This window comes from Kitasatospora sp. NPDC038210 (assembly GCF_055600605.1).
On the sequence record NZ_JBVJYK010000002.1, the window covers coordinates 360,960 to 375,771 of the forward strand.

The 14,812-nt window shown below is 74.2% G+C and carries 13 protein-coding genes; 3 read left to right on the forward strand and 10 right to left on the reverse strand.

Translation table 11 applies throughout. The features are described from left to right. Window positions 1-138: 138 nt before the first annotated feature. The 9 genes from ACZ7KX_RS05110 to ACZ7KX_RS05150 all read right to left on the reverse strand — a co-directional run bounded on the left by ACZ7KX_RS05110 (window position 139) and on the right by ACZ7KX_RS05150 (window position 11,764). Entirely contained in the window at window positions 139-1,341 is a 1,203-nt protein-coding gene (locus ACZ7KX_RS05110) for a type III PLP-dependent enzyme (protein ID WP_470325353.1), read from the reverse strand. After that, the gene (locus tag ACZ7KX_RS05115) at window positions 1,338-3,224 is read right to left on the reverse strand and encodes an IucA/IucC family protein (protein ID WP_470325354.1); all 1,887 of its coding nucleotides are present in this window, start codon (window positions 3,222-3,224) and stop codon (window positions 1,338-1,340) included. Before ACZ7KX_RS05115 ends, ACZ7KX_RS05110 begins: the two co-directional genes overlap by 4 nt. After that, the gene (locus tag ACZ7KX_RS05120; protein ID WP_470325355.1) at window positions 3,221-4,444 is read right to left on the reverse strand and encodes an MFS transporter; all 1,224 of its coding nucleotides are present in this window, start codon (window positions 4,442-4,444) and stop codon (window positions 3,221-3,223) included. The genes ACZ7KX_RS05115 and ACZ7KX_RS05120 overlap by 4 nt, the downstream gene beginning before the upstream one ends. Then, window positions 4,441-6,348: an IucA/IucC family protein gene (locus ACZ7KX_RS05125; protein ID WP_470325356.1), complete on the reverse strand. Its 1,908-nt coding sequence runs from the start codon at window positions 6,346-6,348 to the stop codon at window positions 4,441-4,443. Before ACZ7KX_RS05125 ends, ACZ7KX_RS05120 begins: the two co-directional genes overlap by 4 nt. Continuing rightward, window positions 6,345-7,571, reverse strand: coding sequence for an ATP-grasp domain-containing protein (locus tag ACZ7KX_RS05130; protein ID WP_470325357.1), 1,227 nt, complete (start codon window positions 7,569-7,571; stop codon window positions 6,345-6,347). The genes ACZ7KX_RS05125 and ACZ7KX_RS05130 overlap by 4 nt, the downstream gene beginning before the upstream one ends. A gap of 165 nt (window positions 7,572-7,736) precedes the next feature. After that, window positions 7,737-8,732, reverse strand: a complete 996-nt coding sequence (locus ACZ7KX_RS05135) for an ABC transporter substrate-binding protein (protein ID WP_470325358.1) — start codon at window positions 8,730-8,732, stop codon at window positions 7,737-7,739. Window positions 8,733-8,778: 46 nt separating this feature from the next. Then, on the reverse strand, window positions 8,779-9,768 hold the full coding sequence (locus tag ACZ7KX_RS05140) for an ABC transporter ATP-binding protein (protein ID WP_470325359.1): 990 nt from the start codon (window positions 9,766-9,768) through the stop codon (window positions 8,779-8,781). Beyond that, window positions 9,768-10,802, reverse strand: coding sequence for a FecCD family ABC transporter permease (locus tag ACZ7KX_RS05145; protein WP_470325360.1), 1,035 nt, complete (start codon window positions 10,800-10,802; stop codon window positions 9,768-9,770). The genes ACZ7KX_RS05140 and ACZ7KX_RS05145 overlap by 1 nt, the downstream gene beginning before the upstream one ends. Next, window positions 10,799-11,764, reverse strand: coding sequence for a FecCD family ABC transporter permease (locus ACZ7KX_RS05150; protein WP_402802162.1), 966 nt, complete (start codon window positions 11,762-11,764; stop codon window positions 10,799-10,801). Before ACZ7KX_RS05150 ends, ACZ7KX_RS05145 begins: the two co-directional genes overlap by 4 nt. Before the next feature lie 362 nt (window positions 11,765-12,126). Here ACZ7KX_RS05150 and ACZ7KX_RS05155 point away from each other — a divergent pair, with 362 nt between their 5' ends. Next, window positions 12,127-12,969 carry a (2Fe-2S)-binding protein gene (locus tag ACZ7KX_RS05155; protein WP_470325361.1) on the forward strand — a complete coding sequence of 281 codons (843 nt, stop codon included), beginning with the start codon at window positions 12,127-12,129 and terminating at the stop codon, window positions 12,967-12,969. Window positions 12,970-13,144: 175 nt separating this feature from the next. Beyond that, window positions 13,145-13,546, forward strand: coding sequence for a VOC family protein (locus tag ACZ7KX_RS05160; RefSeq protein ID WP_470325362.1), 402 nt, complete (start codon window positions 13,145-13,147; stop codon window positions 13,544-13,546). Here ACZ7KX_RS05160 and ACZ7KX_RS05165 read toward each other — a convergent pair. Then, window positions 13,507-13,938 carry a DUF6191 domain-containing protein gene (locus tag ACZ7KX_RS05165; RefSeq protein WP_470325363.1) on the reverse strand — a complete coding sequence of 144 codons (432 nt, stop codon included), beginning with the start codon at window positions 13,936-13,938 and terminating at the stop codon, window positions 13,507-13,509. The genes ACZ7KX_RS05160 and ACZ7KX_RS05165 overlap by 40 nt on opposite strands. A 105-nt stretch (window positions 13,939-14,043) precedes the next feature. Here ACZ7KX_RS05165 and ACZ7KX_RS05170 point away from each other — a divergent pair, with 105 nt between their 5' ends. Then, window positions 14,044-14,802: a dienelactone hydrolase family protein gene (locus ACZ7KX_RS05170; protein ID WP_470325364.1), complete on the forward strand. Its 759-nt coding sequence runs from the start codon at window positions 14,044-14,046 to the stop codon at window positions 14,800-14,802. The last annotated feature ends 10 nt before the right edge of the window (window positions 14,803-14,812 follow it).

Consider the following 14,812-nt stretch of genomic DNA (forward strand, 5'->3'; position numbering starts at 1 on the left):
ACCACTCTCCCACGAGAGCGGGAAGGGGGCGGCGGCGGACGGGGGCGTGGAGCAGTCGACAGTCGACAGATGACAACCGACAGCTGACAGATTTCGAAATCTGTCAGCTGTCATCTGTCATCTGTTCGTTGTCCTTGGTCACCCGCCCAGGTAGTGGAAGCCCGGGCGAGGGTGCATCAGGAACTCGTGGTGCGAGATGTTCCAGGCGTACGCGCCCGCCATGGCGAACAGCACGCGGTCCGCCGCCCGCAGCCCGGCCGCGCCGTCGGCCGCGCGGGCGAGGACGTCCTTCGGGGTGCAGAGCTGCCCGGCCAGGGTGGCGCGGCCGGTGGTCACGGCGGGGCGCGGCCACGGGTGTGGCCACAGGTCCACCGGGAGCACCGCGAAGGGCTGGGAGTGCCCCCGGGTCACCGGGGTGCGCAGGTGGTGGGTGCCGCCGCGGACCACCGCGAAGTCCTCGCCGTGGCTCCGCTTCACGTCCAGCACCTCGGTCGCGTACCAGCCGCAGTGGGCGGTCAGCGCCCGGCCCGGCTCGATCCGCAGGGTGAGTGCGGGGTGGGCGTCGAGCAGTCCGGCCAGCCCCTCGCCGAAGGCCTTCCAGTCGAAGCGCGCGGCCGGGTCCTCGTAGTCCACGGCCATCCCGCCGCCGATGTTGACCTCGTCGAGCGGGAAGCCGTGCCGTTCGGCGAGCGCGGCCGACCATGCGACGATCTGCGCAGCGACCGACAGCTGCTCCGCCGCGTCGAGGCCGCTCGCCAGGTGGGCGTGCACGCCGCGAAGGCGCAGCTGCTGCCCCAGCGAGCCGTGGCCGGTGAGCAGGCGGACGCACTCCTCGGCCTGCTCCGGGTCCAGGCCGAACGGCGTGGGCCGTCCGCCCATCGCGAGCGGCACCGCGTCGAGCGCGTCCGTGGTGACCGCCAGGTTGACCCGCAGCAGCACGTCCACGACCGCCCCCGGCTGCTCCGCGAGCACGGCGGCGAGCCGGTGCAGCTCCTGCTCGCTCTCCACGTGCCAGCGGTGCACCCCGGCCGCCACCGCGGCGGCGACCTCGGCCGGGGTCTTTCCCGGCCCGCCGAAGGCCAGCGGCGCGTCCGGTACGGCGGCCCGAACGTGCGCCAACTCGCCGCCGCTGGAGACCTCGTAGCCGTCGACCGCGTCGCGCAGCGCGGTGAGCAGTGGCGTCTCCGGGTTGGCCTTGGCGGCGTAGTACAGCTCGACCCGCTCGGGCAGCGCGGCCCGGACGGCGGCGGCGTGCTCGTGCAGCGCGGCCAGGTCGTAGACGTAGGCGGGTAGTTCGTCGGACGCGAGGGCGGCGACGTGGTTGCGGACGGTCTCGGTCATCGGGCGGTGCTCCCGGCGGGAAGGCGGACGGGCATGCGGGCGGCCTCGGCGAGGACGGAGCCGGCCAGCGGGGAGGGCAGCCGGACGTAGCCGGCCTCGCGGTCGGCCTTGCGCTCCCAGCGGGTCAGCAGGTTGGCCTTGGCGGGCAGCGGGACACCGGCGAGCAGGGCGCGCAGCCGGGGCGGGCAGCCGTGGGTGGCGGCGTACTCCTCCAGGGTGTCCCGGACGGCCTGCCACAGCGCGCACTCCAGCTCGGGGTGGCGGTCCGCGAGGGCGGCGAGCAGCTCGGAGACGTGGTTGACCAGCAGGCAGTAGACCACGCGATCCCAGCCGCGCTCGGCGTCGTACGTCATCGGGCCGGCCACCTCGGGCGGGAGGGCGGCGAGGATGTCGGCGTTGTGCTCGGGGACGAGCTTGGTGCCCTCCAGGTCGCGGAAGAGCACCTGGACGGGGTGTCCGGTGGCGTCCACGCCGACGAGCACGTTCTGCAGGTGGGGCTCCAGCACCACGCCGTGGTCGAAGTAGGCGGCGAGGACCGGCGGGACGAGCAGCTGCAGGTAGGCGCGCCACCAGTCGAGCGCCGCCGCGCCGTCCGCGCTGCCGCCCGAACCGGCTTCCAGCAGGCGGGAGATGTGCGCGGAGCTCGTCGGGTGTTCGTCGGCGACGGCGGCCGCGAGCAGCGGGGTGGCGCCGGGGCGCAGCACGCCGGCGAAGCCCTCGCGGACGATCAGGCCGAAGCCCTCGTACAGCGCCCGGTCGGGGTGGCCGTCGGTGCCGGGCAGGGCGAGGGTGCGGAAGGCCGGTTCGCGGAGCATCGCCGTGTCGGGGAAGCGCCGGGCGAGGTCGGCGAGTGCCGGTGCGAGCAGCCGGGTGAGCGCGACGGCGCCGGTGAGTTCGTAAGCGGCGTTCTTTCGCAGGCAGTTGGTGATGCGCACGTTGAGGCTGAACTTCAGGAAGGCGCCGGCGCCGTGCAGGGTGCGCACCGAGGCGGTGGCGGTGAAGCGCTCGCCGCGCGGGCCGAGGTCGAGGACGTCGGCCCTGACCATGGCGTTGCGCAACAGCGGGTGGTCGCCGATGAGTTGGTACTGCCAGGGGTGGGCGGGCAGCAGTCGGTAGCCGTCCGGCACCTCGCCGAGACCGTCGAGCAGGGCGGTGGCGCTCCCGTCCAGCGACTCCTCGGCCAGCAGCTCGGCACGGACCGCGAGGTGGCGCAGCCGGAAGCCGGCGCGGGACTCCGGGGCGTAGCGGCGCCAGTCGCCGCGGGCGGCGGAACGGGACTTGGGGGCCGGGTGGAAGCGGTGGCCGAACAGCAGGGCCTGCTCGGACTCCAGGTAGCGGTCGGCTCCGGCGGCCGGGCGGCGCTCCAGACCCTGGCGGACGCCGTCGTGGCTGGACGCCACCTGGGCGAGGAACTCCTCGTTGACCGTGCCGGTGCGCAGCTCCAGTTCGTCCCGGACGTACCCGGCCAGCTCCGGCCAGCCCAACACGGCCCAGTCGCCGTCCCGTTCGACCTCGACCGGCCCCGTGAAGCGGTGCGCGCCGAGCAGCGAGGTGCGGCGCAGGGCGACCCGCAGCAGGGCGCCGCGGCGGGGCAGGCGCAGCAGCAGGCGGCCGCCGTCGGCGGCGGTCTGGTGCTCGGGGCCGGAGACCTCGCGCAGCAGGCAGTTCAGCAGGGTGTGGGCCACCACCTCGTCGGAGGTGGGAAGTTCGTGGTTCACGGGCTCGCGCGGGTTCGGCTCGCGGGCCGGCCGGCCGGCAGGCGCCCGTACGGCAGACGTCCGTACGGCAGTGGTCTGCGCGCCCGTCGTCTGTCCGGTGGTCGTCTGCCCGGTGGTCGGCTGCGCGCTGGTCGGCTGCGCGGTGGTCATCTGCTCGGCGGTCATCGGCGACTCCAGCGCTGGCGGAGGGACGGGAGGGTGAGGGCGGCGGCCACGACGGCGGCCAGCAGGGCGGCGGCGGTTCCGGCCACCACGGGGGCGGCGGCACCGAACCGCCCGTTGGCCAGCGCGGCGACGGCGCCGGCGGCGACGGCGCCACCCTTCGAGACGAGTTCGAGGGTGCCGAACATCCGGCCGGGCGGGCGCCCCTTGGCGGCGTCGGCGGCGAGCACGGCGAGGCAGACGAGGCCCAGGGTGAGCCCGGCCCCGAGCAGCAGCCGGACGGCGATGAACACGGGCAGGGAGTAGGCGACGGCGTGCCCGGCCAGACCGAGCGCGACGAAGCCGAAGCCGAGCGCGATGCCGGTGTGCGGACGGGAGTCGAACGCCCGGTGGGTGCGGGAGGCGAACACCAGGTAGCACAGGTGCGGCAGGGCGAAGAGCGCGCCGGTGGTGGTGCCGTCCACGCCGGGCAGGCGCTGCTCGGCGAGGGCGATGAGGTAGGGGAAGGAGATGACCGTCGCGAAGACGAAGACGAACTCGAAGGCGTAGAGCGTCAGGAGCGGCGCCGAGGCGGCCTTCGCGGGCGCCCGGCCCGCGGCAGCTTCGGGTGCCTCGGGGAGCGTCGGCTCGGGCAGCAGCGAGAGGAACACCGCTGCGGTGAGCGGGAGTACGGCCATCACCAGGTACTGGCGGTGCGGGTCGATCCACGGGGAGAGCGCCCCGACCAGGATCGGCGCGGCCACCAGGGCCGCCCGTGCGCTGCCCTGCATCAGGGTGAGCGCACGGGAGAGCCGACTGCCGTCGAGTGCGGCTGCCAGGTAGCCGTTGGTGGCCGCGAAGGTGCCGCCGAGGAAGCCCTGGAGGACCAGTGCGAGGGTGAAGGCGGGCAGGCTGTCGGCGGCGCCGGCGAGCAGGAAGGAGACGGTCAGCCCGAGTTGGGCGCGCAGCAGCAGCCGCTTGCGGCCGAAGCGGTCGGCCAGTCGGCCCCACAGCGGCGCGCCGAGCCCGCTGAACACCGTCGGCACGATGTACAGGACGCCCGCCCACCGGGCCTGCGGGTCGCCGAGACCGGGCAGGATCGCGGTGAGGTACGGCGGCAGGCCGAGCGCGGCGAAGGAGGCGACGAAGTAGCAGGCCGCGACGGCGTGCACCTGGCGCCGACCGAGCCCTTCGGGGTGCGCGGCCGCGGGCTGCGAGTGCTGCGGGAGCGCCTCCACGGTCATCGGGCGGTCCCGTCGCCGTGCGCGGTGCCGTGTCCTGGCTCGTGTGCGGGACTGTGTGCGGAGCTGGGCGCGGGACTGAGTGCGGGACTGAGTGCGGGAGTGTGCGCGGGGCTGCGTGCGGCGTCGCGCAGGTAGTTCGGGCCGGTGGTGTAGTGCTTGTTGATGTCGGCGGCGCCCGAGCGCTGCTTGCTGAGCAGCGTCCCGGCGGTGACCATGGCCTTGACCGGAAGGCGCTCGGCGTCCAGCAGGGCCGTCCGAAGCGGCTCGCCCACCGGTCCCAGCCGCTCCACGGCCTCCGCCGTGCGCTTGCGCAACAGTGTGAGGACGTCCGTGAGTTCGGCCCTGCCGTGGTCGGCGAGACCGAAGGCGACGGAGCCGGTGCACAGGTGGCCGGTGATGGTGGCGAAGAGGTCGACCAGGGCCCGGTCGTCCTCGCAGAAGATCCGCGCATCGTCGAACTCGTCCACCGAAGGGGCGAGTTCGCCGAGCGCGGCGGTCATCCGGGCGGTGTGCACGCGAGGGCCGTCGTCGTCCTTGTAGAGCAGCCGCAGACCGTTGCCGTCGAGCACCAGCGAGGTGTTCTGCTGGTGCGACTCCAGGGCGATGCCGTAGCCGAACAGCGTGGTCTGCCAGTCCAGCAGCAGCTCCAGCAGGGCGTCGTAGCAGGCCAGGACGGAGCCATCGTGGTAGCGGTCGGCGAGGTGGTCGATGACCAGGCGGCCGTCGGGCGCGGGGGCCAGCAGGGCGGCCAGCGGGACGGTGGCGGCCCGCTCCAGCCCCGCCGGGTAGCGGCGCAGCAGGACGGCCAGCAGCTCGTGTCCGGCGTGCGCCCAGGTCTGCTCGTCGGCGTGCAGGATCCGGCCGGCGAACCGCGGCTCGCGCTCCAGGACGGCCTCGACCAGCCGCTGGCCGGCCGCGCCGTCGAGCAGTGTCCCGGGCTTGATGGTGCGGCGGTTGAGCCGGCCCAGGGTGGCGGTGGCGAGCGGGAGCTTGAGGTGGCACCCGGGGTCGTCGGCGACGGCGACGGTGCGCATGGACAGGGTCGGGACGACGGTCAGGTACGGCCGGTCGGCGAGCACCGCACGGTCGGTCAGGCCGGTGGCCGCCAGCGCCTCGTCCAGCGGCGCGCCGACGGTGAGCGGGTGGACCGGCAGGGTGGCCCAGCCGTCGCCGGGGCACCGGTCGGCGAGGCCGAGCCAGGCCGGAGTGGGCCACCAGCTGGGCAGGGGCTGTTCGCCGTGGACGGTCAGCGCGTCGGTCGGCACGGCCAGCCAGCGCAGTTCGAAGGCCGGGTGGAACTCTGGCGCATGAGCGCGCAGTTGGGGCTCGGAGAGCCCGGAGCGGCCGCGTGCCGTCGGGTAGACCGGATGGTCGATGTGGGCGGCCAGGGTGTCGTGGGCGAGAGCGGCGGCGAGGCCGGTCCAGTCGGCCGGGTCGGGGCCGTACAGGTCGGTCAGCCGGTCGTGCACCTCGGTGCGGACCCGCTCGTGCAGCTCCATGGTGGCGAGGGTCTGGCGGCACTCCTCGGCGAAGGCCGCCCAGCCGGGCCGGTCCTCGGCCTCGGCCAGTTCGGCGAGCGCCGCCACGACGGTGTCCGGGCCGGTGATCCGACGTCCGTCGAGCTCCAGCGCCGGCAGCCGGGCGGCGTACTCGCACTGGAAGCCCTCCGGGGCCACCGGCAGGGCGAGCCGAGCTTCGGGGACGGTCAGCCAGGGGCCGTCCGGACGGGTCTCGACGGTGCCTCGGCTGCGCAGGCCGAGGACGTCCTCGCGCAGCAGGGCGGACAGCACCCGCAGGGTGAGCTGCTCGGTGGCGGTGGCGGTGGCGGTGGCGGTGGCGGCAATGGCCGTGGCCGTGGTGGCTGCGGTGCGCGCCTCGGCTGTCGGCCGGTCTGCGGGGGTCATGGGGTGATTTCCCAGCGGTTGGCGGCGAGGAAGCGGGCGACTGCGGTGTCCACGGCGCCCTGGTCGGCGCCGACGGCCCAGATGACGCCCAGGTAGTCGCGGTTGGTGCGGTAGAGCTCGTGACGTTCGCCGAGCGGGCGCAGCGGTCGGTAGGCGAGCCGGACGCCGTCGCGCTCCTCGTCGTACGGGCCGGGGGCGGTGGTGAGGACACCGGCGCGGTCGGCGCAGACCAGCTCGTTGCGGGCCCGGCGGAGGGTGGCGGCGCACCTTTCCGTCAGGTCGGCGGGCAGCTCGTGGCCGAGGTGGACGCCCAGGACGAGCTCGAAGAGCGGGATGTCGAGGATCTCGGCGAGCATCAGGTCGCACTGGTCGCCGATGGCACGGTAGTTGACCTCGATGATCCGAGCGCGGCCGTCCGGCTGCAGCACGAACTCGGTGTGGCAGACACCGAACCCGACGCCGAGCGCGTCGAGTTGGGCGATCACCTGGTCGACCACGGGCCGCGGGTGGGCCGGGACGAAGGTGAGCAGTTCCTCGATGAAGTCCGGCGGCGGGGAGATCCGGGTGCGGAAACCGCCGAGGACGTGGCGACGGTGGCCGTCGCCGAGGGTCTCCAGGGTGTACAGCTGCCCGTCCAGGAACTCCTCGACCACCAGGGTGGCGCCGGCCCTGCGGTGCTGGATCTCCTTGCAGCGGGCGAGGAGTTCCGCGGTGTCGGTGACCAGGGTGACGTCCTCGCTGGCCACGCCCTCCCGGGGCTTGACCACGCAGGGGAACGGGGGGTCCAGCTCGGCAGGGTCCTGTCCCGGCGCCAACTCGGCTGACCAGACGGTGTCCTGGCCGGTCAGTGTGAGGTGGCGGCGCAGCTGGCCCTTGTCCTTGGCGCGCAGCGCGGCCTTCCAGTCCTTGGCGGGGAGGCCGAAGTACTCGGCGGCCAGGGCGGTCTGGGTCTGCAGGTGGTCGCTGTTGCTGAAGACCGCGTCGGGTGCGTGGCCCGGGGAGGACAGGGTGAGGCGGGAGATCAGGCTGACCACGGCGCGGAAGTCGCGGACGTCGCACTCCAGGATCTCCGGTGCGGAGAAGGGGAGCGCGGCGTAGGCCTGCCGGTGGGGTTCGGCGCAGTCGGTGAGGACGGTGACGTCGAGCCCGAGCCGGGCGGCGGCGGGGAGGAATCCGGTGGTGACCGAGTCGGTGGGGTTCAGGGCGAGCAGGTAGAGCCGCATGGGTGTCCTCAGGGGATGGCGGAGGCTGGGGGCGGACGGCTGACAGCGGACAACTTTCGAAATCTGTCAGTTGTCAGCTGTCGGCCGTCAGTGGTCGGTTGTCATCCGTTCGCCGACATGGGGCCGGGGCGCGGGCGGACATTCGCCGGATGACGACCGGGACGGCTACTTGGGCGCGTCCACGCCCGCGGCCTTGGCGATGTCGACGAGCATCGCGTCGGCGGCCTGGACACCGATGCCGGACATCCAGGTCTCGTCCGGGACGTTGAACACCTTGTTGTTCTTGACGGCGTTCAGGCCCTGCCAGACCGGGGTCTGCTGGACCTCGCTCTCCTTGGTCTTGGTCGGGTCGTCGGCGGTGGTGACGAACACCAGGTCGGCGTCCGCCTGGTTGATCTGCTCGGCGCTGACCTCGATGATGTTCTGGTCCACGTCCTGCGCGGCCGGGCGGGTCAGGCCGACGTCCTTGAGCACCACACCGCTGTAGGAGGACTTGGCGTACAGGCGGGTCGGGCCGGCCACGAAGCGGACCACCGACGCGGTCGGCATGGTCCCGTTGGACTTGGTCCGGATCTCCTCGCCGAGCTTCTTCGCCCGCGCCTCGTAGTCGGCGAGCGCCTTCTTGGCCTCGTCCTCCTTGCCGAGCGCCTGGGCGTACAGCGCCAGGTTCTCCTTCCACGGGAACCCGGTGGTCTCGGCCAGGACGGTCGGGGCGATGGCGTTCAGCTGGGAGTACACCTTGGCGTGCCGGACCTTGGAGGAGAGGATCAGGTCGGGCTTGAGGGAGGCGATCAGCTCCAGGTTCGGCTCGTTCATCGGGCCGACGTCCTTGGTGTCCTTGATCTTGTCCTTGAGGTAGTTCGGGAACCCGCCCTCGGTCTTCATGTGCGGGGACACCGCGCCGACCGGCGTGATGCCGAGCAGCGTGACGTCGTCCAGCTCGCCGCTGTCGAGGACGACGACGCGCTTCGGCCGGCTCTTGAGCTCGGCCGTGCCCGCCGCGTGCTTGACGCTGCGCGGGAAGCCGGCGGCGGTGCCGGCCGAGGCGGCGGACGCGGAGTCGCCGCCCGACTTGACACCGTCCCCGCTGCTGCCGCAGGCGGCGAGCAGGGCGGTCGAGAGGGCGACGGCGAGGACGGCGACGGGGAGTCGGCGGTTCATCAGGGTTCCTTGGATCGGGTCGAACAGGCTTACGGGGGTGGGAAGTTCAGACGGCGGTGGCAGCTGTACAGCCGACGGCACCGGCACCGGCACCGCCATCGAAAGCGACAGCGGCAGCGGCACTGGCACCCGCGCCGTCAGCGGCAACGGAGCCGCGCACCCGTGCCCGCGGCACGACCAGCGGCGTGCCGGTCTCCGGATCGGGCACGACCCGGCAGGGCACCTGGAAGACGGCCTCCACCAGCTCGGCGGTCAGCACCTCCGACGGCGGACCGGCGGCCGCGAGCCGTCCGTCCTTGAGCACCACCAGGTGGTCGGCGTACCGGGCGGCCTGTCCGAGGTCGTGCAGCACCATCACGACGGTGCGTCCGGCCTCGGCGTGCAGGTCGGCGACCAGGTCGAGCACGTCGAGCTGGTGGCGCAGGTCCAGGAAGGTGGTCGGCTCGTCGAGCAGCAGCAGGTCGGTCTCCTGGGCGAGCGCGAGCGCGATCCAGACCCGCTGGCGCTGCCCGCCGGAGAGCCGGTCGACCTGCCGGTCGCGCAGCTCGGCGGTGCCGGTGCGTTCCAGCGCGTCCTCGACGGCGGCCTGGTCGGCCTTGGACCACGGGCTGAGCACCCGCTGGTGCGGGTACCGTCCGAGCCGGACCAGCGCCTCGACGGTGACCGCCTCCGGGGTGACCGGCTGCTGCGGCAGCAGGCCCATCCGCTTGGCGAGCGCCCGGGCGGGCATCCGGTGGATGTCGGCGCCGTCCAGGGTGACGGTGCCGGCGGCCGGGTCGAGCAGTCGGACGAGCCCGCGCAGCAGCGTCGACTTGCCGCAGGCGTTCGGTCCGACGATCGCGGTGACGGCGTCGCCGGGCAGTTCGAGGTCGAGCCCCTCGACGATGGTCCGGTCGCCGTAGCGCAGCCCGAGGCCCCGGGTGGCGAGCCGGTTCGCGGTTGCGCCGGGGGCTGCCGGAGGGGTCCGGCCGGCAGCCGCGGCAGGGGTGGCGGCAGTCGCGGTCGCGGTCTCGGCGGACGTCTCGGCGGAGGTCATCAGCTGCTCCTCTGGGGAAGCCGGCTCTGGCGGATCATCAGCACCAGGAGCCAGGGCGCGCCGAGGGTGGCGGTGACGGCACCGACCGGCAGGCCGTGGACGGGGATCACGTGGAGCACCAGGAGGTCGGCGGAGAGCAGCAGCACGGCGCCGGTGAGCGCGGTGAGACCGAGGGTGCCGAGGGTGGGCGGTCCGGCGAGCAGCCGGACCAGGTGCGGGACGGCGAGCGCGACGAAGGCGACCGGCCCGGTGAGGGCGGCGGCCAGCGAGGCGAGGGTGATGGTGAGCAGCAGCAGCGTGAGCCGGTCGCGCGCCGGGGTGAGGCCGAGGCCGCCGGCCGAGTCGTCGCCGAGGTCGAGCACGGCGACCCGCCGCTGGCTGAGCAGGACGCCGACCGCGGTCAGCCCGATGGCGGAGCCGCCGATCCACACCTCGGTCCAGTTGCGGCCGTAGAGCGAGCCGGTGGTCCACTGCAGTGCCGAGGAGGCAAGCTCGGCCGGGAACCGTACGATCATCAGGTTCACGGCGGCGGCGAGGCCCTGCTGCACCGCCAGGCCGACCAGCACCAGGCGGGTGACGGCCATCTTCGAGCGCCAGGCGAAGCCGCCGAGCAGCAGCGCCGCGAGCAGCCCGCCGCCGACCGCGGCCAGCGGGATCAGCTGCTGGGAGGCGCCGGTGGCCAGCATCAGGACGGCGCCGAAGGAGGCGCCGCCGGTGATGCCGATGGTGTCGGGGGCGGCCAGCGGGTTGCGGAACAGCCGCTGCAGCATCGAGCCGGCCACCGCCAGCCCGGCGCCCGCGATCAGGGCGGAGACGACGCGGGGCGCGCGGAACTGCTGCACCACCAGGACGTTGCCGGGCTCGCCCTGGCCGACGAGCGCGCGCAGGGCGTCCCACACGGGGATGTCGAGCTGCCCGGTGCCGAGCGCGATCCCGGTCAGCAGCACCAGCAGCGCGGCGGCGACCAGCGACCAGGCGGCGGTACGGGTCCGGCGGCGGGCCAGGGCCCGGGCGGGGAGGGCGAGCGCGGTCACCGGGCCACCTTCCGGGCCAGCACCGCGAGCAGCGGCGCGCCGAGGAACGCGGTCACGATGCCGACCTCGATCTCGGACGGGCGGACCACCAGCCGACCGAGCACGTCGGCGGTGAGCAGCAGCAGCGGACCGGCGATCAGGCAGCCGGGCAGCAGCCGGCGGTGGTCGTTGCCGAGCAGCGGACGGACCAGGTGCGGGGCGGCCAGTCCGATGAACGCCACTGGTCCGGCGACCGCCACCGCACTACCCGCGAGCAGGACGACGGCGAGCCCGCCGGCCACCCGGATCCGGGCCACCGGCACGCCCAGCGACTGCGCGGTCTCGTCGCCGAGGGCCAGCGCGTTGAGCGCGGGGGAGATGGCGAGGGAACCGATCAGGCCGAGTGCGAGGAAGGGCAGGACGGGGGTGAGGGTGTCCAGGTGCCGTCCGGCGATCGATCCGGCCAGCCAGAAGCGGGCCTCGTCCAGCGTGCGGTGACTGGCCAGCATCAGCGCCGAGGTCCAGGAGGTGAGCACCACCGTGAGCACGGTGCCGCCGAGCGCGAGCCGGACCGGGTCGAGGTCCCCGCCGCGCCGGGACATCGCGTACGCGGCGACGGCGGCGACGGCCGCTCCGGCGAAGGCGAACCAGAGGTACTCGACCGGGCGGGAGAGGCCCAGCGTGTAGATCGCGGCGACGACGGCGAGGCTCGCGCCCGCGTTGATGCCGAGGGTGACCGGGGAGGCCAGCGGGTTGCGGGTGACGCCCTGGGCGACCGCCCCGGCGACACCGAGCGCCGCCCCGACGGCCAGTCCGATGAGCGTGCGCGGGACCCGAAGGCCCGTCACCACGTCGGCGTCACCGCCGTGGGCGGCGCCGGTGAGGGCGTCGACGACGGTCGACAGCGGGATGGATCGGGAGCCCAGCGCAAGGCTCAGGGCCGCACACAGCACGAGCGCGCACACGCCGGCGAGCAGCACCAGGAGCTGCCGGGCCGCCGAGGCGCGAGGCGTCGGCGGGACTGTGGAGGCGGGCGGGTCGGTTCTCAGCACGAAGCGATATCTTAGGTTAGGTTTACCTAAGTTCGTCAAGGGTTTGGGTGATTCGCCCTCGACTGGCCCGATGTGTCGACCGGCCCGTCGGCCGCCCCCGTCGACCGGTCGGCCGAGTGGGGTGGCGGCCCGTGATCGCCTCCGATCGCCCCTGGTCGCCGGACGACATGAGGCATTGTAAGGTGAGCCTCACCTTAATCGATCATACGGAATCGATCTCGGGAGTGCCGATGGTTCCCGGAACACCCCTGCCCGTCGCGCCTCGCGGCGCCCTGCCGCCCGGCGCGTCCGTCGTGTCCGGTAGGTCCGCCGCGTCCACCGCGTCCGCCGCGGCTGGTGGGTCCGTCGCGGCTGGTGGGTCCACCGCGTCCGCCGCGCTCGTCGGTGACTACCGGCGGCTGCTGGAGCTGTGTCCGGTGCTGGACCTGCGGCTGCTCGACGCCGTCGAACCGGCTCCGCGCGCCGCCGACGGCTGGTACTCCGGAGCCCGGATCGCCACCGACGAACGGGCGCTGGCCGCCGTCCTGGCCGGCGAGGAGTCGCGCATCGCGGCCGAGCACGGCCGCGCCCCGCGGTCGCACGTGACCGCTTCCCGGCTGCTGCACCACTACGTCTGGTCGGCCTGCCTGATCGTCGCCGGCCCCTGGCACCTCACCCGGAGGGTGCCGGTCGTCGACCCCGCCGACCTCTGGCTGCACGCTCCCACCGGTGCGCTCGCGCTGCGCCCGCGCGGCCACGTGACCCTCCCCGGTGACGACGAGCTCCGCGCCGAACTGCGGGCCGCCGTGGTCGCGCACGTCGAGCCGCTGCTCGCGGCCTTCGCCGGGCCGACCCGGCGCCACGACCGGGCGCTCTGGGGCATGGTGACGGACGACCTCGCCTCCGCCGTCTGGTACCTGGGCCGGATGCTCGGCGACGAGGACACCGCCGTCACCGCCGCCGGGGCCGTCCTGCCCGGCGGCACCCAGCCGCTGCCGGGCGCCGCCGACTTCCGCCGCCTGCACGCCCCCGACGGGCGCACCCACCACACCCGCACCCGGCTCGGCTGCTGCCTCTACTACGCGGTCGGGCCCGAGGCCGTCGCCTGTCTGACCTGCCCGCGCACCTCCGACGAGGAGCGGCTGCGGAGGCTCTGACCGCGAACGGCGGCGGTTCCGGCTGCGCACGGCTGTGGCGACCCCGACCGCGAACGGCGGCAGCGACCCCGACCGCGAACGGAGGCGAGCCGGGCCGCCGGAAAGCTGACGCACCGTCCACAGCGGTACGGGGGAACGTGGTTCGTTGTCAGTGCCGTCGGCTATGGTCACCCGCATGATCGATTCCACCGTGCGGGTCCGGATCGCCCGCCCCTCGCGCGACCTCGCGGCAGCCGAACGCTTCTACGTCGGCGGCCTCGGGCTCGACGTGCTGTGGCGCACCACCGAGCGGGTCTCCGGCGAGCACGACCTGCTGATGGTCGGCCCGCCCGGTGGCGCCTGGCACTTCGAGCTGACCCACGACCCGGAGCGGCCGCTGGAGCCCACCCCGACGGTGGACGACCTGTTCGTCGTCTACCTCGGCGCGCCGGTGGACGAGGCCCTGGTCACCCGGCTGGAGGCGGCCGGCGGCACCCGGGTCGAGGCCCACAACCCGTACTGGGAGGAGTTCGGCGTGACGGTGGCCGACCCGGACGGCTACCGGCTGGTGCTCTGCTCCCGCACCTGGGGGGCCTGACCGGCCGGGCCCGTTCCGCTCCAGTCGCGCGGTGCCGGGCCGGGGGCGGACTCCCCTGCCCCGCCGCGCGGTGCGGGGCCGAACAGGCCTTCTCCGGCCGCGCCGCGCAGCACCGCCACGCCCCGGTCCAGGTCCACGCCGAAGTGCGGGGGCGATCCGGCCTGCGCGTCGTCCCGCAGAGCGAGCCGCTCCTTCTTCTGCTCGACCTGGATCCGCTTCCCCGGGCTGAACAGCGCGTGCAACTCGTCCAGCCCGCCGGCGCCCAACCCCGCGACCCCGGGGCCGCGCTGCCGCGGACGCGGCGACGCCTCGTCCCGGATCTGCCACACCGCCAGTGCGGCCAGCCCCAGTAACGCCGCCACCGTCGCCACCACACCCACGATCAGCCCCATGCCCGCCCAACGCCGGACCGGGGTGGGGCCGTTCCCGGAGGCTCGTTCGGGCCGGGCCGCGCCCGCCGGATACGCTGCCACACCAACGGAAGGAGCACCCTCACCATGACCGTGCGCGGAACCCTCGTGGACATCCGGACGGCGGACGGGACCGCCGACGCCTACCTCGCCCATCCCGATGACGGCCGGGCCCACCCGGGCGTCATCCTCTACATGGACGCCTTCGGGCTCCGGCCGCACCTGAAGCGCATGGCCGACCGCCTCGCCGCGGCCGGGTACACCGTGCTCGTCCCCAACGCCTACTACCGGAACGGCCGCGCCCCGGTCGTCGAACTGCCGGAACTCATCGACGTTGAGAGCGACGACCCGGTCTTCGACCGGCTCGGCCCCTTGCTCGCCACCCTCACCCCCGACGTGACCGAGCGCGACGCGGACGCCTACCTGCGCTGGCTCGCCGGGTCGCCGCTGGTCCAGGACGGCCCGGTCGGCCTCACCGGCTACTGCCGAGGCGCCCTCCTCGCCCTGCGCACGGCCGCCAGCCACCCCGACCGGATCGCCCTCGCGGCCGGCTTCCACGGCGGCAACCTCGCCACCGAGCGCCCCGACAGCCCGCACCTGGGCGCCGAACGGATCACCGCCGAGCTGTACTTCGGCCACGCGGACCAGGACGAGGCGCTGCCGCCGGAGCAGATCGACCGGCTCGCCGAGGCCCTCACCGCGGCCGGTGTCCGCTACCGGGCCGAGGTCTACACCGGCGCCCCGCACGGCTACACCCAGGCCGACACCACCCGCTACGACGCGGTCGCCGACGAACGGCACTGGGAGGCGCTGCTCGGCCTGCTGAAGCGCGTCCTGCCGGCCTGAGGCCGGGCCA